Genomic DNA, 18,106 nt, shown 5'->3' with positions numbered 1-18,106 from the left:
AACGCCACCCTCCGCGAACATAAATAATAGTTGCCACAGCAGGAATATTCATGGTCTGAAAAATGCGATCTTGTACATATTAGACATCTCCAAAAATTATCACTTCCCTTACTGTCACTATCTTCTCCAGAGCGATCGCCAGCTCCTCTAGATAGTCATTTTTTATGATATTTATAGTATTACAGATAGTTATTGTTAATTATTTAGCATTTTTATGTAATTATTTATTGCTTTTTACTAGACCTAAAGTTAGGATTTATGTTAACATTAGTGCTTAATCTCTTAATCTCACTAAACCACATATTGTTAAAATTACTTTTTCATAATTACTCTCTTTTAATCTGAATCTTTCTCGTGCCACTTTAAATATTTTTATCAGTCTTATTACATGTTCTACAAATATTATTTTTTGAGCTTTTTTTTGATTCTCTTTCTTTACTTTGTATGACATTTTATGGTTTATTTTTTTTTCTTTGGCCTGTCAATTCTTGACCCACCTTGATAACCTTTATCTCCTTGAAATCTTTGTTCTTTATCAAACTTTTTTTGTTGTTTTTTGAATAAAATTATATCACTCTCTGGACCTCTTTCTCCTACTATTACATCAACTATTTTTTTTCCATTATCTGTGATTATTATTTGATTTTTTAACCTATGACTTTTTTGCTTTCCTGAGTAATATTTTTTCTGCTTTCCATCATTTTTTGGCCTGAATATATCCTGTTCTGTACTATCAACTATCAATTCTATTTCTGTCAAAGCTTCTTTTATCCATAAATATTCGTTTTTTTTCCCGAGAATTCCTCTAGTAAACTAGATGGTAATAATTCCATCAAAATATCGCTCCAAAGCCTGAAAAATATTATTTGCTGTTGATTCACTAACTCCAAATATTGCTCCTAGCAGTTGAAATGTTGGTACATGATGCAAATAATATAATGTCAAAATTATCTCTTCCGCTTTGCCTAAAGACTTTTTTCTGACTCCTCCTGCCTTAATTAATTTTTTTTCTTCTTTCTTTGATCGCCTGTCTTTTTTTGTCTTCAACTTTTTGAGCATTTTCTATTAATTTTATTAGTTGTTTATCTGTAATACCAATAATCCTTTTTGTATATGGATGGATGATTATAAATATATTCTAATACATTATTCATTTGGGGACAGCATATATATAATTTGGCACTACAATTTTACCTTAATTTCTATTTTGGAGAGGTCTATTTAAAAAACCTTAATCTTAGCTTACGAGTAGTAGCAACCAGGAACATAAAAATATCCCAAGATTCAGTTTGCTCCATCGTCTGAGTTCTATAACTTATATAGCTTTTAGTCAACATAGCTCAAGCAGCTAACTGCACCTGGTTATTATGGAATGGCAATTGAGGATGTTCCAACACCAACAGCAACTCTCAAATGCAGGGTAACAGTTAATCGTTTTGGTTCTACCAAGCTGCTGATCACCTACTCACAGTTGTGAAAAGTTCTAAAAATTCAGAGGGTAGTCTTAAAGCAGTCGAAAGTATGGGAGTATCTGTTCCCGGCCAGTAAATCTCTGTATCAGACCAAAAATCATCCCAGAATTGTTGGAGGAGTTTTTGATGATAATTAACCTTGAGAGTTAACATTTGATAATGTGATCCCTGATGTACTCAACACAAAGCCAACTCAATACTGAAAGTAACTTAAACTAAGGCGCATCATCACTTATGAGATTTTTTCGGACTAGCCAGTCAGAAAGCTGATGATCAAAAACTATTCCTGCCAATTATCAAATGGGTTTAGGCAAAATTAACCTTAATAATAGCTTTGTTGTATGAATGTTGCGATCGCAGATGACTCCCTGGAGAGATGCAGTTCTAGATGTGTACTTGATAACTTTCGGGTTTACCATTCTGTATCATGGGGTTCAGGATAGCGCATTGAATGAATAACTCCACTGCTTGATTATCAAATTATCGTCTTCGTAACTTCCCACCAAATAAAACTTTGAACCTAAACATAGTGGTTTCAGATAGAGAGCGTCTATGGTATCCACTTTCATGCTTCCATTTTTGCCGTCCTATTTGACGAATTCCTCTGAGGTTCTCATCTCTGGGAGCGGGTAGGGCTTTACAGTTGCCATGCTGCCTAATCACAGCATTTTTACGCGGTGGAATGGTCGTTTTTATGCCTCTTTGGTGAGCTGTTTCATAGCACTTGTATTTGTCATCAGCCCCATCACCTGAAACTTGGGCTATTTCACCTTCTACTCCATCTAATAGGTCAGAAAATACTTGGTCGTCACTCACATCATTGGTTGTGACAACTGCTGTGACAATCTCTCCGGTGGCCTCATTCACACTCTAGTAATTTACGCCATGTCCTACGTTTACCTACACCATGAATCCTGGTTTTCCATTCCCCTTCACCGTAGACTTTGACCCCTGTAGAATCAACTACCAAATGCATCCCTTCTGTCCTTGTTCTCACTGGTATCCCGATATTTAGTTTTCTGACCCTACGGCATACAGTGCTATGGTCTGGTACAGGTAAATCTAATCTCTAAAAATCAAATATAGATTCTACAAATCCTTCTGTCTGTCGCCCCGCCCTGCAAACAAACTACTGAGAGTGACCATTAGTTCAATAGCTACATCGCTATAGGTATTCGATGCTCCCTGACGCCCAGTTTGATGTTGATTTACCCACTGTTCTATCACTTCATAACTTAGCCAAAATGTCAGACTCCCTCTCTGCTTTAAGGAGGCATCATCCATACGACCAGTTGCTAACCCGGTACTTGGACTTGGACTTAGACTTGGACTTAGACTTAGACTTACTCATAAGGAGAGTTAATGCAGGATTTTGTGCTACCCACTGTTATTTTTACCATCTTTCCTTGCTTTGTGCAACAAAGCATCTTTTAGGGATTGTTTTTTTTCTTATAATTCTTTGAGTTGTGTTAGAAGGCGCTCATACAGATTCATTATTACCTCTAGTTTCTAAGACAAAGAATTATCTTCAATGACCCTTGGGTTGATTGTTTGCAGAACCTGAGTAACTAATTTTTGGCGCTTCTATGTGCTTGTCTCATATTTCATATTTGATCACCAACTGTATTCCAGTGTCATTATTCTTTATCCTTTATTCTTTTTTATGATTGACCCAATACATTCCATCACTCTTTTGGTGAGGGTAGTGTTAAATTATTACCTACCCCATCACAAAGTAGTGGACACGTATCCACTACTTTGTGATGTTTTTATTAAAGATATCAAAGGGTTTGTACTGATAGGTTGAGGTAGCCATCCCCCCTAGCCCTTAAAAAGGATAGAAACCGGGGAAAGCACGAGATGCCCTAACATACTGACATACTTTTTTCCATACACCCAGTTTCTTGACACGCAATTTATTATAATAGAGTTGCAGCTAAGTAGAAAGGAAAAACCGCTCTAAGCTAGATACAGCAATATTTTTAAGCTTTGCTTGATGCACAATAGCTACAATCTTTACTGAACTTGGTTTTTGGTGATTTTTTAAGTGACCGACAAATCTAATACTCCCTGCTTTATAAATTAGGTAATTACAGTTGGCTTTTCCTGGCCTGTAATATTCTTGATTTGAGCAATTTCATCTGCTAAACTGATCAGAGGAGATAATGCAATTTGAGTATCTTGGTCTTGCTTAGTAGTATCTGGTTCATAACTTTCAACATACAAACGTAGAGTTGCTCCCTGAGTTCCTGTACCTGAAAGTCGGAATACCATACGAGAACCATCACTGAAACCAATACGAATACCTTGTTTCTGACTCACGCTACCATCTATTGGATCCGTATAGCGAAAATCATCAGCATATTTGACTTCATATTGACCATACTGTTTTCCTGGTAAAGAAGGTAATAGAGAACGTAAATTTTCCATCAAAGTACTAGCTTTATCGCTTTCTATCCCTTCATAGTCATGGCGAGAATAATAGTTGCGACCGTAAGTTTTCCAGTGTTCTTTAACAATATCTTCTACTGACTCTTGCCTTGCTGCCAGAATATTCAACCAAAATAATACTGCCCAGAGTCCGTCTTTTTCCCGTACATGATTAGACCCTGTACCAAAGCTTTCCTCACCGCAAAGAGTAGCTTTATCCGCATCTAATAAGTTACCAAAAAATTTCCAACCAGTAGGAGTTTCATAACAGTCAAGACCCATTTTCTCTGCTACTCGGTCTGCTGCTGCCGAAGTTGGCATGGAACGAGCAATACCAGTTAAACCAGAACTATATCCAGGAACTAACTTAGCATTAGCAGCTAATATTGCTAAACTATCGCTAGGAGTGACAAAGAAATTTTTCCCTAATATCATGTTGCGATCGCCATCCCCATCAGAAGCAGCACCAAAGTCCGGAGCATTATCACCAAACATAATTTCTACCAAGTCATGAGCATATACTAAATTAGGGTCGGGATGTCCACCGCCAAAATCTTCCAGAGGCATACCATTTTTCACTGTACCCAGAGGAGCCCCTAAGCGTTGCTCAAAAATATTTTTAGCATAAGGTCCGGTAACAGCATGTAATGAGTCCATACACATCCGAAACTTACCAGAACTTAGCAGTTGTGATAATTTGCCAAAATCAAACAATGATTCCATCAAATCAGCGTAGTCTGCTACAGAGTCAATAACTTCTACAGTCATTTCCCCTAACTTCTCACTACCTAGTTGGTCTAAGTTAATACTCTTAGCTTCAAGAATTTTGTAGCTATCTATAACTTTACTACGTTCATAAATGGCACTTGTCACTTTTTCTGGAGCGGGGCCACCATTACTAATATTGTACTTAACACCAAAGTCCTCTTCTGGTCCACCAGGGTTGTGACTAGCAGACAAAATTATACCACCAAAGGCTTGATTTTTGCGGATGATGCAGGAAGCAGCAGGGGTGGAAAGAATACCACCTTGACCCACTAACATTCGACCAACTCCATTAGCGGCAGCCATTTTCAGAATTATTTGAATTGCCTGACGGTTGTAATAGCGACCATCACCACCAAGTACAAATGTTTGACCCGAAAAACCTTCTAGACTGTCAAAGATAGACTGAATAAAGTTTTCTAGGTAATGGGGTTCTTTAAAAATTGGTACTTTTTTGCGGAGTCCAGAAGTGCCTGGTTTTTGGTCCCTAAATGGTTTAGTTACAACTGTTTGTACATTCATGGGGTTTCTAGAAATTTAACAACTGTATTTATATATCAGTTATCAGTTATAAATTGTCAATTCATCTTAGATTTTAACTTTTGACTTTAAATTATTGACTATTGACTGATATTTTGAATTGTTTCTGTAAACAAAAACTTTATTGTTATGATAATGGTAATTTTTTTCTGATAGCTTTACCACCCTTCTAAAATTATGAATCAAGACAAACTATTATTCATCGACCCCAAGGTAGAAAATTACAATCACCTAATCTCAGAGGTTGACCCTCAGACAAAAATAATTGTCCTACAACCCCATTAAAATGGTATAAACCAAATATCTAAAAGCCTGGGTAAAGGGCATAATGTGGATACAGTCCATATTATTTCTCATGGTGCAAAAGGTGCTATGTACCTGGGAAACAGTATCCTGAATTTAGATAATAGAGTTGTTGGGAAATAACTTAGGAGAGAAAAAACTCAAACGAAAACTTGACATATTTCCCTAGTAATTTGACTACTTATGCTGTCATCAGATATAAGTTCCACTCACCAGTTGCTGTTAGCATTAATTTGTCATCAAAATCATACTTGTGATTACGAGAAATCTGACTGACAGCTCCATAACGCTTGACGCCCGCCAAGGCGTTTTCACAGACTACCCTTGATTGACTCAATTTCCGAAAATCTGTTTTTGTTGCTCACTTAACTCTCCCCCTTTTGGTTTTTTATGGGGGATTCGGATATTTTCATACTGATGCGTGGAGACCTTGGAAACCACTGTCTACTTCTATCGGAATCTCTAGAGGTATATTTCCTATCAATTTTTCCTGGTCATGGAACTTCGACTTCATGCAGCTTTCCTTCTCGTGCCTGACTCAATACCAGCACTTTCTTGTTTTGATTAACTGCTACTAGATGTTTGCGAGTGTGACGCTTTTTTTTTCCTGAATAATTCAGTTTTGGTTTTTCAGAGTGAGTTGGTCTTTGTACTGGCCGTTCTGTGCCATCCATTATCACTCGTTCTACTCGAGGGAAACGCTCTATGAATCCTTGGACACTGTTAATTTGACGCAATGCATCGCGCCTTTTTTTCTCCCAAGGCTGCTTCTAACATAGTTTGTAAGCGATGAACCCAATAATGTGCTTGACTACGGTCGATATCAAACAAGATACCAGCTAAGTCAAAAGTCGGGTAACATTTAAAGTAGAAGAGAATGTCAAACAATTTGTCTTGTAGAGTGCGTAAACGAGCCAAAAGACCTCCTCCAACAGAGCGTTGACGAGGTGAGCGAGTGCAATGTTTGCTCATACATTTGCCCAAAGGACTCCAACAAAGATTCAAATGCTTTACGGTTTAATGGGTGTTAATGCTCTGAGTAATCTGTCTTGTTTTAAGGCTCGTTCAATATTTAGCATTTTTATGGCAAATTTTTTCTGAAATTATTTTACCTTATTTCCCAACAACTCTAATATTCATTTATATGTTGAGGGTATTCAGCAAAAGGGTAAATATTTGTCTGCTAATGGGAAAATATTGATTTATGCTTGTGAGATAGCAAGTGGTAAAGAAGGTAGAGAATTTGTTCGATAACTTCATCAACTCACACCGAGCAAATATTGCTGCCTCGTAAACACTGACTGGAAATGTTAGCAGAGGTGGTAACTGGAATTTAGAGGTAATATTTGCTCAACTTAAGTCGGCGTTAGCATTTACACCAGAAGTTAAGGCAAGTTATGCCGGAGTGTTAGCAAATATTATGGTGAATACTACTAATGATATAGTGGATGATAGTGATCGTGTTACTTTCTCTAAGGAAAGCTATTATTGAAGCGAACAGTACCCCGGAAAATGATGCTATTCGACTGACTGCAGGAGAAACATAGATATAATTTGACTATCTCAGAGAATAAGGAAGATGCTGCTACAGGAGATTTAGATATTATTGCTAGTGGTGGAGAAATAACGGTTATTTCTAAGGGAGAATAAAAGGCTTTTATTGATGCGGGGTGTGAGAGTGCAATTAATGACAGGGTATTTCATGTTGTGGAAGATGCTGCTCTATTCTAATGCCGAAACCTCAGCAACAGTAATTGTTTACAATAGCAACAACGGCAAATTATTCTACAATGCTAATGATATAGAAGCAGAATTTGGAACTGGTGGTCAATTTATAAATCTAACTAATATTCCATCTATTAGTAAGGATGATTTCCTCATGAGAAAATAAGTGCTAACTACAGAAGTTAAAAAGTTAGACATAATTAGAGCTTGCTGATTAATTCTCAAAGGATGGGCACAAATTATGCTCATAGCCAAATTTTGCCGAGTACAAAAAGTAGCAGAAGTTGGGTAGCTTAAGCTCATGCATAGATCTGATTTCTCAAGGACTTAGGCAGAAAAATCAGGAGACAATTCTTACCACTACCTCCGCGGTGACCAAGGCATTTATCTGTGCCGACCTGCTCCCTACAGCAGTTTTCATTTCATTAGACCACCGTAAGGGATCCTAGGAAGGTATCTACAAGATTTTTTTTGGTTGTGACGATGTGGTTTATCAATCTGAAAATCGCTGTAATTGCTAATTGCATGCTTCCTAATTTCTACCCTCACAAGACAAAGAAAAGCAAATTCTAATTATACATAATAGACCTCTCCAAAAATGCTGATTTGGAAATGGCGGGTTAAGGGCTTAAGAAGCTTTTCTGGAGATGTCTAATTAGCTAGTCAAAAGATCGAGTAGGGTGCGTTAATAAAATGTAAAGCACCGCCTCCACGAGAATATTTCAGTGTGTAAGAGGGAATAGCCATTCGCCCCTAAATATGGACTTTTATCTTTAATACTGAATAAAAACCATGCTATCGGATTTGATACAAGGCAACATTGAATACGCATCAGTCTATTAATACTAACAAGTATTTTAAGGATTATTTTCCATACTACTTGTAGAAGGAGTAAGAGTGTTACCAGTAGTATTCTGTGGTTGTTCTATAAGTTCTTTTTGTTTATTGCGGAACTGTGTTGCTGCGTCATTTAGACTATCACGTTGTTCGAGCATATACTCCTTCATGTTCTGCTTATTTCCCAGTCTGGAGTTATGAATAATATCGAACATATCTATCCCACCTGAACCAGTGAAAGGATCAGAGTTATCTATTGTTTGTAAATCCTTTAAAGGATTAACTGTATTATTGTTATAAGATTGAGCAAAAGTACCCTGAGGCAGGACTACCGTGATTATTCCTGTGGTTAAGGTACTCAAAAGAATTTTAGTGAAAAGTTGGGCAGGCATAATGTAGTATTTTAGTTTTTTAGGGAATTTATCAGATGTATTTAGGATACAACTTTTTTAATATTTTTTGATCAAGAAAATATATATAGTTTAATTCAAAATTCAGCTCTCACAAGTCAGAAGTTAAATTATTACTTTGACTAAATTTGATAGTTTAAGAATGTCGTGATAGTAATGGCGACTGTTTTACCTAAAACTGAAGTTGATTTTTTTCCGAACTTTTAAATGGCAGGCTTAAAAACTTGTTTTTTGGGTGGTGGTGTATGCTAATGATGGTCTATTATAACTATTTTGATATTGGGCTTGGGCAATGGGAGCATTTTGCTCCCTTACTAGGCATCATTAATTCACATATACCATCACTATACTATGAAGGATACCGTTTTTGGATCCGGTCCAGTCTGTCAGAGGTCTATGAACTAGACAAGTAATATGATAGTACCGAATGCTGAACTTGTGAGATAGGTCAGTCTTTGTTTTACCTATAGGCTAAGGGTTGGAGGATATCACATCTAGGCAAACCGACGACGTAATAGAGGTTGAATTGCGACTAGAGTCACAATATCAAAAACTAATAGCACTAGTAATGCTATCCCAAAGGAAATATCACCAAAAGGCGCTTCCATAACTACACTACCAAAAGAGAAATTATGATGTAGATACAGATAACGAATAGGTTCGATCGCATAGCTCAAAGGATTTAAACTAGCTACTACTTGTAACCAACTCGGCATAAAAGATAGAGGTGCCAGAGCAGTGCTAGCAAATAACAAAGGTAAATTAGTTACAAAAATCACGGCCAAAAGTTCAATGTGACCTGGTAAAGCAAAAGCCAGACCCAAGCTTAAACCAGTCACACCCAAAACTAACATTAAAATAATCAGGGCGATCGTAGCTAATCCCAATATATTAGGTAATCCTGCACCCAAAAATGCACCTGCACCAATGATAATAGCTGATTGAAGTAAACTCAGGGTGACGATAAAAGTAGCTGAGGCTAAGACAATAGAAAAGCGGGATGTCAATGGCGCTACCAATAGGCGGTTGAGAAAACCAAACTCTCGGTCAAACATCACTGGTAAGCCTGCATTAAGGGCACCAGCAAAAGCAGTAAAGACAATAATACCAGCACCGAGAAACTGTCCGTAGTTTTGACTTTCACCAAATAAGCCTTGAGGTACATTTTGGAAAAGTGCCCCAAATAGAATTAACCACATCAGAGGTTGAATAATTCCAGCAATTAAAGTAGAAGGTCGTCGCTTCAGTTGAATAAATAACCGACGGGTTAATGCTAGAGTTTCTTGAAAAAAATCTCCTACTAGGGAACCCGAAGTAAAGGTTGTCGTCTTAGCGTCAGACAACTGACTTATATTCTCTTGAGAAGGTGTAATAGTGCTACTCATATTAGACTTTAGATATTATTAATGGAGATCCTAGAGAGTTTATTTTATATTATATTATCTTGGAACTAGTGATTAAAAACTGTCCAATTAGGTTAAATTATAGTGACAAAAAATCTATGCTTCAACTTTCTTTAGAAAATATAAAGGCAAAATTTAGGAAAATATTAATATATAAAATTGGAGCCAAATTACTTGGATATTATGAAAAGCTAATTCCTAGTTATTCCTTAATTGGCAATACAGCATTTTTGGAACCTCACCACTTTGAGTGGGTGAACGAGATAGATGCAAATTGGATATTGATTAGAAAGGAATTAGATGAACTCCTCAAATATCGAGATGATTTACCCAATTTTCAAGATATTTCTCCAGACCAAGCTGATTATACTAGCCCTGACGATTTGTGGAAAACATATTTTATGTATGGGTATGGAATTAAAGCAGAAAAAAATTGTCAAAGATGCCCAGAAACAACTCGTTTAATTGAAAAAATTCCGGGAATGAAAACTGCATTCTTTTCGATTTTAATGCCTGGTAAACATATTCCGGAACACCGAGGTCCATACAAAGGAGTTATTCGTTATTTATTAGCATTAAAAGTACCTGAACCAAAAGAAAAATGTCGTATTCGCGTCGGAAATGAAACTCGTCATTGGGAAGAAGGAAAGAGTATGATTTTTGATGATTCTTTTCCTCATGAAGCTTGGAATGAAACTGATGGTGTTCGTGCTGTTTTATTTTTAGATGTCATGAGACCAATGCGTTTTCCTCTTTCATTTTTGAATGAATTAATGATGAAAATAATTGCAATTTCTCCCTATATTCAAGATGCAAATATTAATCAGAAACACTGGGAAGACCGTTTAGAAAAATTGTTTGGCAAGGAAAATCAAAAAGAAAAAGTTTCATCATCAACCTAATCATTTTAGTTATCTTCTTCACAATTAATACTTAATAATTAACAATACCTCCTACTGCAGTAGGAGGCTTAAGGCCTAATTTTATTGTCAAAAGTTGGGAAGTTGGTCGATGATTTGAGAATATTTATCTATTAATATTTTCTAGTTCCTATCCTTTGTTTAGAGACTAATTTTTGCTATTTTTCACAGTTAAATTCTAGCAGAATAAAGTCAGTAGCAAAACCGAACTAGAAAAGTTTCTCAATCAACTCATTAATTTATCGGTAGTGGTGTACAAGTAGTAATTTTTGTATTTAGACTTCTCACAGTGAAATGAGTTGACTTCTAAATATCACTACACATACAAACCCTATCAAAAAATCAAAAAATATATTGGGAGAGAGTAGTGGGTTACGATTTTGATGCAATTATTATTGGCAGCGGTGCAGGAGGAGGAACGATCGCCCATACTCTAGCAAAAGCTGGTAAACAGGTTCTTATAGTAGAACGTGGTCCAAGATTTAGTGATGTTGAAGCTTTCCAAGATGAGCAAAGAATGTTAATAAATAAAGAAGCTTTTGACGATCGCCAAATTGAAGTTAATGGACGTAACGCCCAACTTCATATTGCCGGAATATTAGGGGGTGGTACATCTTTATATGGAGGTGTATTAATGCGTCCAAGTCCTTATGACTTCCACCCTGGTAAATTCTATGACCAATGGCTACCCCGTCACCTGTGGGATTGGCCCATTACTTACGATGATATGGCTCCCTACTTCGAGCAAGCAGAAACATTATTTCATGTTGCTGGAGATCGGCCATATAAAATGCCCAATGTAGGAACACCAAGCAAAGGTTATCCAGCTACAGTTCCTCCACTCGAGCCAATTAACCAACAATTGGAAAAAGGTATAAAAGATGCCGGGTTAATGCCATTTCATCTGCCCTTTGGTATAGATTTCAAAAGTTGTCTGCGTTGTTCAAAATGTCCTGGTTTCTACTGCCCAAATGAAGCTCGTGCTTCTACGGTAGTACGTACTATTGATAAGGCCACTCTTGATTACCACCTTCAAGTTCAAACTTTCACAGAAGCAGACCGTTTAGTTACTAACAGTCACCAAAAAGTTACAGGTATTCGCCTCCGTTGTCGCAAAACTAACAAAGTTCAAGAACTGACAGCTAAACTTTATATTCTTTCTGCGGGAGCTTTAGGTAGTCCAATTATTTTGATGAAGTCTGGCTTAACAGGACGTAGCGGACAAGTAGGGCGTAATTATATGTATCATTGTGGTGCTTTAGTGGCAGGTTTATTCAAACAAGAGACAGGAGGGGCAGATAAATTCATTAAACAATTAGGGTTTACAGACCTGTATCTGGGAAATAAAGAATTTACTCACAAATTGGGGTTAGCTCAAACAGTTCCTATTCCAGGACTTCTTTCCCTACAACAAAATTTCCCCATACCAATACCAAAAACCATCGCCGAATTTCTGCTCAAGCGAATGTTGGCAATAACTGGCATTGTGGAAGATTTACCCCAACAGGAAAATCGGATAGAATTAGGTAAAGATGGCAAAATTCGTCTATTTCACAAATTTCATCCTTATGATGTTTACCGTTCTCAATACTATAAGAGCAAATTAAAACAGGTATTCCGCTTGGCAGGATCAATATTATCTTTTGGAGCAACAGGTGATAAAGATGATATTCATACATCCCACCAGGTAGGTACAACTAGGTTTGGTACAGATCCTAATACATCTGTGCTTAACAAAGATTGTCGTTTACATGAGCATGAAAATGTTTTTGTTGTGGATGGTGGATTTATGCCTAATGCTTTGGGTGTTAGTCCAGCTTTGACTATTGCGGCAAATGCTCTGAGAGTTGCGGATACTATATTACAAAAAGCTATAATTTGACAGCAAAATTGATAGGATGTTTTAAAAGGTTAAAATTTATGCTGTGAGAGGCATTTAACAATCTGTTTTCACCCACTATTTTAAATAATGTGTCACTTTAGTGCTAAATTGACGCGACTAGATAATGTAGCTGGGGAAGTAAAAAGGTTGGCGGGAAGCAGAAATTGAACTTGAAAAAACAGCTTTTATCCTAGTACGAAGAGGAAGCTCTGCCCCCTATAAACAAGAAGCCGATACCTAAAAAGCTAAATTTAGTAGACTACCATTAAAAGAAAATCTGGCAAACCCTAGATGGAAATAAAGGTGGGTAAAAGAAAGTATATGCACCCTTTCGGTGGCAATCTTTATTATTAGGAGCCCTATGAGGAGCGAAACTCTCATGTACAGTGGGTGGATATGAGGCGTGATATCTCTATCGACTAGTGAAACTCAACACAACCTTACTATGATTTAATACGGTTCAGATCAGACCACTCATAAGTTATGAAACAGTTAAATCAGCTTTTCAAATTACAGGAGTGCCAAAAAAAATCCTTAACTGAACCATATTGTATTATGATTGAGTTTCGTTTTGAGACCTAACCTAAACTTATTGAGCTATATATATTAGTTGTTTATAAAAAAATAAAATGAAGACTGTTGTAATTACTGGAATTTCTGGCACTTTAGGTAGTGCGATGGGTAAAGCATATAAGTCACGGGGGTGGCAAGTTGTTGGTGTGACTCGTCAACCTAATTTAGAGGGAAATTTTTTTGATGAGCTATGTATTTCACCCCAAGAAACTATTGAGGATGCCAAAAAACTCTTTGAGTATGACCCAGATGTGGTGATTTTGAATGCTGGTCAAATTGAGACGGAAGTGGGAGAGGGTGGCATCCCTGTAGTTGAGTTAGTGGAGTCGATGAATAGGGTTAATTATTCTTGGCCTGCTGTTGTTGGTACTGAAGCAGCAAAGTTAGCTCGGAGCAGATGTTTAGATGTAATTGCCATTGGCTCAATTGCTGATGGGAGTCCCTCTTGTTTCGGACCTGTTTATCATTCTGGTAAAATAGCCCTACATTATTTTTGGTCTGGTGTCGGACCAATTGTTTATCATTCTAGTAAAAATATGATTCGCCTGCGGTTATATCGCCCTGGCGTAATTGCTGGTAAGTTTGCTTGGGCACCTGTAAATCGTTTGAATGATAAAGCTTATAAGATTCGAGAAAATCGCGTTAATTCTGCTCCACCTGCGGATCAGGTAGCCGAAAAAATAGTTAATTGGATAGAAAATAGTAAGGAATGGGTGGGAACTTATGATGAGCCTTTTGGCTTTAAGATTTTTAAGTATCTATTCGCTTTGTTTCCCAACTTTTTCTACAGATTACAGTTATATGGTTGGCCAAAAGGCAGTAAATTTATGTAGGAAATAGGGGAGTAAGACAGTAGAGAAGTAGGGAGGTTCTATGCAATTTCCCTACAGGGTTCTCTTTTTTTATGTTCCCAACCTGAAAACTACTATAAATTTGAATATCTTTTCACTTATTGCTAGTAGGTGACCGCTGAGTAGTTACTATTTAGCTATTTAAAACAATTTGACTTAAATGCTTCAAAATTTGCAGAACCCAATACAAATCTCTAGGGTTTCGAGTTATAAATAAACTTTAAATTCCATACTTATGATTTTCAGCTTTAACTAACTTGATAAAAGTGATTTTTTTGCCAGTAGTAATTAGACCATAACTAGTTTTTTTGTGAGAATTTCCCAGCATATATACTAATATTTTATCTAGTCTCACTTCCACAAAAGATGCAGATTTTTTTATTCAATTACCATCACCAAAAGTTGTTTTTTTAATACTAGAATTTCAATTCTAACTTTGATAATTATTCCATCATCTTCGCTCTCTATTTATATCTAATTTTATGACTTAATATAGAAGGGTGTAAGATAAAAATCATCAATAAATAAAATCGGTTCTAGAACTTACATTTTGACTACATATTCTTAAAGTGGTAGATAATTAAGTAAGTTAATAAATCCTCTTCTAACTTTATCTAAAAGTTTTTTTCTATGTCTATTATTTCTGGAAAATTTTCTTGCGACTCGGAGGGAAAATTATTATCTTCAACTAACTGAATATTAAAGTTATCGACTAACTCCATAAGTCTACATTTTGAGCTGGAATTGTTTCTAGCATTAGTCTCCTGGTGCTTGAATAATAAAAGATGCTAATTATGAGTTTTTCAATCTTCTTATATCCTCATCTTCCTATACCTCTATAAATGTATTGCTTTTTTTCTTAAGTAACCAATCACAAAATAAATATATAGAGAAAGATGAGTAAAAATAGGTAACATAGTAGAAATGATTATAATAGCCCCAAAATAGATATTTTTATAATTATCAGTTTTAGTGGGATTTTGTAGTGCTTTTACAAATCTTTGTTCGTAGTAAAAATATTTATTTTATTATTTGTAGCATTATTTGATGAGACTGATATTAGTAATGACCTCTAGAAAGAATTTTGTTAATCGTGATAGATTTTTAATTTCCCCCCGCAGTATAGAGCTTTGAATATTTAATTTACATTCTATTTTTTATCTTTTCTTTTATTTGTTTTTCTTGATAAATATCATCACATCCATTTTGAAAATCAGTCTCATTGCTTCCTGTTTCAAGCAACAAATTTTCCTTGAGCAATCATCACAACATTTCCACCCACAAATACTTCGATTTTGCCGGCTTTTTTCTCAGCCTGTAACAATAATAAAGATGGTCGATTAATTTCATATCCTTGTTCTACTCTAATATCAATTTTCCTCTGATTAAAATAATTATACTCAGCTAAATATCCTGCTAGACAACCATTAGCACTACCTGTTGCCGGGTCTTCAGTAATTCCTAAATAGGGAGCAAACATTCTCACGCTTAAATCATCAATATCTTTGTATGTCTCTGGGCAAAATATCAAAATTTCTGTTACCTTTGTTGTTTGAATAAATTGATAATATTTATCCAAATTAACCTTAGCTTTTTTCAATGCCACCAGACTTTTCAAAGGTACAATTATAAAAGGTATCCCTGTCGAAACTTCCTGAATAGGAAATCTAGTATCAATATCAACTACTTCTAAATTTAATACCTCTGCCACAGTTTCAACTTGATGTTTTTGAGCAAAAGTCGGAACATTCTGGCTCATCCATAAAACTTCACCTTTCCAACTCACAGGAATTTGCCCTACACCCAGATTTAAAACTACTTGTTCTACCAGACTTTTAATAATTTTTCGCTGAATAATATAAGCAGTTCCTAAAGTTGGATGCCCGGCAAAAGGTAATTCTTTAGTCGGGGTAAATATTCGCACATCGTAACCACCATTTTGTTGTTCAGAAGAGAGAAGAAAAGTAGTTTCTGAATAATTCATTTCTCTAGCAATTTGTAACATTTTCTCATCAGAAAGATTAGCTACTTCAGCGCCAGTAAATACAGCTAATTGATTACCAGAATATTTAGTTTCAGCAAATACATCTACAATATAAAAATCCATAACACTTTATTATACCAAATAGTAGGGAGTTTGCATACAACAGACCTCCCTCAGAGCAAAGGAGCAAGTAAATCTTGAAAAAAAGGAGATTGGGATAGAAATAACTATCTTAGATGAATTATAATTTTGCATTCTTTTTTTTCAGAGTAATATTATATCAAATATACTGACTTTGAAGTATTTATCAGAAACCGAATTTATAGGGGACGGATGTCAATATGATCAAGTATCTAATACTTTCCCTAGTTTCTATACTTTATTTATAGTAAAATAACCAGATTCAATATTTGGTAAGTCTTAGTTTTTATACAAACTTAATCAATGTTTGCTAAAAATATAAAATATTTGATAGATAGCTAAATTAGAATTAGCTGTGAATTTTAATTTTCCAGCATTTATACTTGATTATTTACTTTCCTTTTTGTCTACCTTATATTATATTATTATCTCATATTCTTACTCATTTCTGTTATTGGTAATTGCAAAATAAATTTTGACCCCTTATTTATAATTGACTCACAGCAAAGCTTACCATGATAATTATTGACCACAATTTGATGAGCAATAGATAAACTTAAACTTGTTCCTTTAGCTAAAGCTCTAGTATTAGAAAGCTTATCAAAAACTGTTCTCTTAACTTCTTCTGACATTCCTATGCCATTGTTTTTAATAGTGACAATTACTTCTTTTTTATCATGACTCATTAAAGTATTAATTACAATTTTAGGCTCAAATTTACAATTAGAAAAACCTACTTTCTTACCAAACTCATCAATCTCATCAATAGCATTATAAATTATATTCATAAATACCTGAATTAATTGTCCAGGCAGACATTTCATCTTAGGCAAATCTCCATATTTTTTGACTACTTTAATACCGGAGCGATACTGATTAGCTTTGAGGCGATGCTTCAAAATTAATAGAGCACTATCAATACTTTTATGGGCTGTAATAACACTTTGTTTACGAAATTTTTGTAAATATGAGCTCAGGTATTTAATCCTTTCTGAGCTCGTCTTTATAGAAGTAATTATATTAGGGAAATCTTCTATAATAAAATCTAGATCAATATCTTCAGCACTTTGAATAATTTCTGCTACAGGATTAGGATAATTTTTTTGATAAAGAAATAGATGTTCCAAAATATTTTTTATGTATGTTTCTAAATAAAAAGAATTACTATAAATTGAACCAATGGGGTGATTAAATTCATTTGCTACTCCAGCCATTAATTCTCCCGTTACTAACATTTCTTCACTTTTAATGGGTTTGACTTGAGATGCTTTTAACTGCTCTAAAGCTTGAGTAAGTTCATAAGTTTTCTTAGCTACTTCTTTTTCGAGATTCTTTTTTAACTGTTGTAAATGTATGTGATTTTTTACTTTACTAAGGACTTCAATTGTTTGAAATGGTATGGTAATATAATCTACGGCTCCCAATGTCAAACCTTTAACTATATTTTTAATGTTTGAAGGAACAGCCATTAAAATTACTGGGATGTCTTTCATTTCTGGATTTTCTTTTAACCTTTGACAAATTTCAAATCCATCAATACCAGAGGTTTGTATATCTAGCAAAATTAAATCAGGTAAGTCATAGGAAATTTGCTTGAGCGCTTGGTCACTGCTAATTGCTGTAGAAACTTTATATCCTTCATTAGTTAAAGTTTTAACTATTACTTTAAGATTAGCTTGAACATCATCTACAACTAAAATATGCTCTGAATTTAGTTTTTTTGTCATTAATTTACCCCTTATTTTTTACTGAAAATTTTATAAGAAAATATTCTACTTCAAATGTACTTATAATTTTAGAGATTAGTTTTATCTTGGTTTACTTTGCTAGTATTTTAATAAAAATCAGGATTAATCATGGTAAAAAAAAT

20 protein-coding genes and 1 pseudogene are annotated in these 18,106 nt (G+C 35.2%); 8 read left to right on the top strand and 13 right to left on the bottom strand.

Translation table 11 applies throughout. The annotated features are described in order from the left end of the window. Window positions 1–30: 30 nt before the first annotated feature. Complete coding sequence (locus tag TERY_RS34545) at window positions 31–168, top strand: hypothetical protein (protein ID WP_196797221.1); 138 nt, start codon at window positions 31–33, stop codon at window positions 166–168. Window positions 169–274: 106 nt separating this feature from the next. Here the strand turns inward: TERY_RS34545 and TERY_RS29875 are convergent, their stop codons facing one another. The 6 genes and pseudogenes from TERY_RS29875 to TERY_RS05055 form a co-directional block, all read right to left on the bottom strand. Then, complete coding sequence (locus TERY_RS29875) at window positions 275–451, bottom strand: transposase family protein (RefSeq protein ID WP_081432402.1); 177 nt, start codon at window positions 449–451, stop codon at window positions 275–277. A gap of 8 nt (window positions 452–459) precedes the next feature. After that, window positions 460–759, bottom strand: coding sequence for a transposase family protein (locus TERY_RS29870; protein WP_011610841.1), 300 nt, complete (start codon window positions 757–759; stop codon window positions 460–462). Between the two features lie 54 nt (window positions 760–813). Next, a complete protein-coding gene (locus TERY_RS34540; protein ID WP_011610840.1) occupies window positions 814–1,059 on the bottom strand; it encodes a transposase family protein in 246 nt (81 codons plus the stop codon). A 398-nt stretch (window positions 1,060–1,457) separates the two neighbouring features. After that, window positions 1,458–1,625, bottom strand: a complete 168-nt coding sequence (locus TERY_RS32375) for a hypothetical protein (protein WP_155994316.1) — start codon at window positions 1,623–1,625, stop codon at window positions 1,458–1,460. Window positions 1,626–1,856: 231 nt separating this feature from the next. After that, a pseudogene (locus TERY_RS24760) lies at window positions 1,857–2,823 on the bottom strand (IS5 family transposase). A gap of 731 nt (window positions 2,824–3,554) precedes the next feature. Then, on the bottom strand, window positions 3,555–5,189 hold the full coding sequence (locus TERY_RS05055) for an alpha-D-glucose phosphate-specific phosphoglucomutase (RefSeq protein ID WP_011610838.1): 1,635 nt from the start codon (window positions 5,187–5,189) through the stop codon (window positions 3,555–3,557). Between the two features lie 309 nt (window positions 5,190–5,498). Here TERY_RS05055 and TERY_RS27185 point away from each other — a divergent pair, with 309 nt between their 5' ends. Beyond that, window positions 5,499–5,633: a DUF4347 domain-containing protein gene (locus tag TERY_RS27185; RefSeq protein ID WP_081432401.1), complete on the top strand. Its 135-nt coding sequence runs from the start codon at window positions 5,499–5,501 to the stop codon at window positions 5,631–5,633. 58 nt (window positions 5,634–5,691) lie between these two features. Here the strand turns inward: TERY_RS27185 and TERY_RS34535 are convergent, their stop codons facing one another. The 3 genes from TERY_RS34535 to TERY_RS36270 all read right to left on the bottom strand — a co-directional run bounded on the left by TERY_RS34535 (window position 5,692) and on the right by TERY_RS36270 (window position 6,482). Further along, window positions 5,692–5,847, bottom strand: coding sequence for a hypothetical protein (locus TERY_RS34535; RefSeq protein WP_196797131.1), 156 nt, complete (start codon window positions 5,845–5,847; stop codon window positions 5,692–5,694). A 157-nt stretch (window positions 5,848–6,004) separates the two neighbouring features. Then, window positions 6,005–6,247 (bottom strand): transposase family protein, encoded by a 243-nt coding sequence (locus TERY_RS36275; protein ID WP_052845808.1) that lies wholly within the window; start codon window positions 6,245–6,247, stop codon window positions 6,005–6,007. After that, the gene (locus TERY_RS36270; protein WP_011610837.1) at window positions 6,234–6,482 is read right to left on the bottom strand and encodes a transposase family protein; all 249 of its coding nucleotides are present in this window, start codon (window positions 6,480–6,482) and stop codon (window positions 6,234–6,236) included. Before TERY_RS36270 ends, TERY_RS36275 begins: the two co-directional genes overlap by 14 nt. Before the next feature lie 162 nt (window positions 6,483–6,644). On the opposite strand from TERY_RS36270, the gene TERY_RS27180 reads away from it, so the two are divergent. The 3 genes from TERY_RS27180 (at window position 6,645) to TERY_RS05045 (ending at window position 7,401) form a co-directional block, all read left to right on the top strand. Beyond that, complete coding sequence (locus TERY_RS27180; protein ID WP_081432527.1) at window positions 6,645–6,764, top strand: DUF4347 domain-containing protein; 120 nt, start codon at window positions 6,645–6,647, stop codon at window positions 6,762–6,764. A 43-nt stretch (window positions 6,765–6,807) separates the two neighbouring features. After that, a complete protein-coding gene (locus TERY_RS32365) occupies window positions 6,808–7,002 on the top strand; it encodes a DUF4347 domain-containing protein (protein ID WP_155994646.1) in 195 nt (64 codons plus the stop codon). Between the two features lie 195 nt (window positions 7,003–7,197). Further along, on the top strand, window positions 7,198–7,401 hold the full coding sequence (locus TERY_RS05045; protein WP_155994315.1) for a hypothetical protein: 204 nt from the start codon (window positions 7,198–7,200) through the stop codon (window positions 7,399–7,401). Window positions 7,402–8,092: 691 nt separating this feature from the next. On the opposite strand, the gene TERY_RS05040 is transcribed toward TERY_RS05045, so the two are convergent. Both TERY_RS05040 and TERY_RS05035 read right to left on the bottom strand, forming a co-directional pair. Continuing rightward, window positions 8,093–8,464: a hypothetical protein gene (locus TERY_RS05040; RefSeq protein WP_011610835.1), complete on the bottom strand. Its 372-nt coding sequence runs from the start codon at window positions 8,462–8,464 to the stop codon at window positions 8,093–8,095. 512 nt (window positions 8,465–8,976) lie between these two features. Beyond that, window positions 8,977–9,867, bottom strand: coding sequence for an ABC transporter permease (locus TERY_RS05035; protein ID WP_011610834.1), 891 nt, complete (start codon window positions 9,865–9,867; stop codon window positions 8,977–8,979). 116 nt (window positions 9,868–9,983) lie between these two features. On the opposite strand from TERY_RS05035, the gene TERY_RS05030 reads away from it, so the two are divergent. The 3 genes from TERY_RS05030 (at window position 9,984) to TERY_RS05020 (ending at window position 14,093) form a co-directional block, all read left to right on the top strand. Then, a complete protein-coding gene (locus TERY_RS05030; protein WP_011610833.1) occupies window positions 9,984–10,787 on the top strand; it encodes an aspartyl/asparaginyl beta-hydroxylase domain-containing protein in 804 nt (267 codons plus the stop codon). Between the two features lie 385 nt (window positions 10,788–11,172). Continuing rightward, complete coding sequence (locus tag TERY_RS05025) at window positions 11,173–12,687, top strand: GMC family oxidoreductase N-terminal domain-containing protein (protein ID WP_011610832.1); 1,515 nt, start codon at window positions 11,173–11,175, stop codon at window positions 12,685–12,687. A gap of 629 nt (window positions 12,688–13,316) precedes the next feature. Continuing rightward, a complete protein-coding gene (locus tag TERY_RS05020) occupies window positions 13,317–14,093 on the top strand; it encodes an NAD-dependent epimerase/dehydratase family protein (RefSeq protein ID WP_011610831.1) in 777 nt (258 codons plus the stop codon). A 1,252-nt stretch (window positions 14,094–15,345) separates the two neighbouring features. Here the strand turns inward: TERY_RS05020 and TERY_RS05015 are convergent. Together TERY_RS05015 and TERY_RS05010 are read right to left on the bottom strand one after the other, a co-directional pair. Continuing rightward, window positions 15,346–16,218: a PhzF family phenazine biosynthesis isomerase gene (locus TERY_RS05015; protein ID WP_011610830.1), complete on the bottom strand. Its 873-nt coding sequence runs from the start codon at window positions 16,216–16,218 to the stop codon at window positions 15,346–15,348. A 443-nt stretch (window positions 16,219–16,661) separates the two neighbouring features. Then, window positions 16,662–17,963: a response regulator gene (locus tag TERY_RS05010; RefSeq protein ID WP_011610829.1), complete on the bottom strand. Its 1,302-nt coding sequence runs from the start codon at window positions 17,961–17,963 to the stop codon at window positions 16,662–16,664. Window positions 17,964–18,106 lie beyond the last annotated feature (143 nt).

The organism is Trichodesmium erythraeum IMS101, from assembly GCF_000014265.1.
In the GTDB taxonomy this organism is placed as follows: Bacteria; Cyanobacteriota; Cyanobacteriia; order Cyanobacteriales; family Microcoleaceae; genus Trichodesmium; species Trichodesmium erythraeum.
Note: the sequence above shows the minus strand (reverse complement) of the source record. Positions and strands in the feature narration are given on the sequence as shown.

Excerpts from the sequence above, each read along its gene's own strand:
- TERY_RS29875 (WP_081432402.1), bottom strand. The coding sequence starts at position 451 with ATGTCATACAAAGTAAAGAAAGAGAATCAAAAAAAAGCTCAAAAAATA.
- TERY_RS34540 (WP_011610840.1), bottom strand. The coding sequence starts at position 1,059 with ATGCTCAAAAAGTTGAAGACAAAAAAAGACAGGCGATCAAAGAAAGAA.
- TERY_RS32375 (WP_155994316.1), bottom strand. The coding sequence starts at position 1,625 with ATGTTAACTCTCAAGGTTAATTATCATCAAAAACTCCTCCAACAATTC.
- TERY_RS05055 (WP_011610838.1), bottom strand. The coding sequence starts at position 5,189 with ATGAATGTACAAACAGTTGTAACTAAACCATTTAGGGACCAAAAACCA.
- TERY_RS36270 (WP_011610837.1), bottom strand. The coding sequence starts at position 6,482 with ATGAGCAAACATTGCACTCGCTCACCTCGTCAACGCTCTGTTGGAGGA.
- TERY_RS05045 (WP_155994315.1), top strand. The coding sequence starts at position 7,198 with ATGACAGGGTATTTCATGTTGTGGAAGATGCTGCTCTATTCTAATGCC.
- TERY_RS05040 (WP_011610835.1), bottom strand. The coding sequence starts at position 8,464 with ATGCCTGCCCAACTTTTCACTAAAATTCTTTTGAGTACCTTAACCACA.
- TERY_RS05035 (WP_011610834.1), bottom strand. The coding sequence starts at position 9,867 with ATGAGTAGCACTATTACACCTTCTCAAGAGAATATAAGTCAGTTGTCT.
- TERY_RS05030 (WP_011610833.1), top strand. The coding sequence starts at position 9,984 with ATGCTTCAACTTTCTTTAGAAAATATAAAGGCAAAATTTAGGAAAATA.
- TERY_RS05020 (WP_011610831.1), top strand. The coding sequence starts at position 13,317 with ATGAAGACTGTTGTAATTACTGGAATTTCTGGCACTTTAGGTAGTGCG.
- TERY_RS05015 (WP_011610830.1), bottom strand. The coding sequence starts at position 16,218 with ATGGATTTTTATATTGTAGATGTATTTGCTGAAACTAAATATTCTGGT.
- TERY_RS05010 (WP_011610829.1), bottom strand. The coding sequence starts at position 17,963 with ATGACAAAAAAACTAAATTCAGAGCATATTTTAGTTGTAGATGATGTT.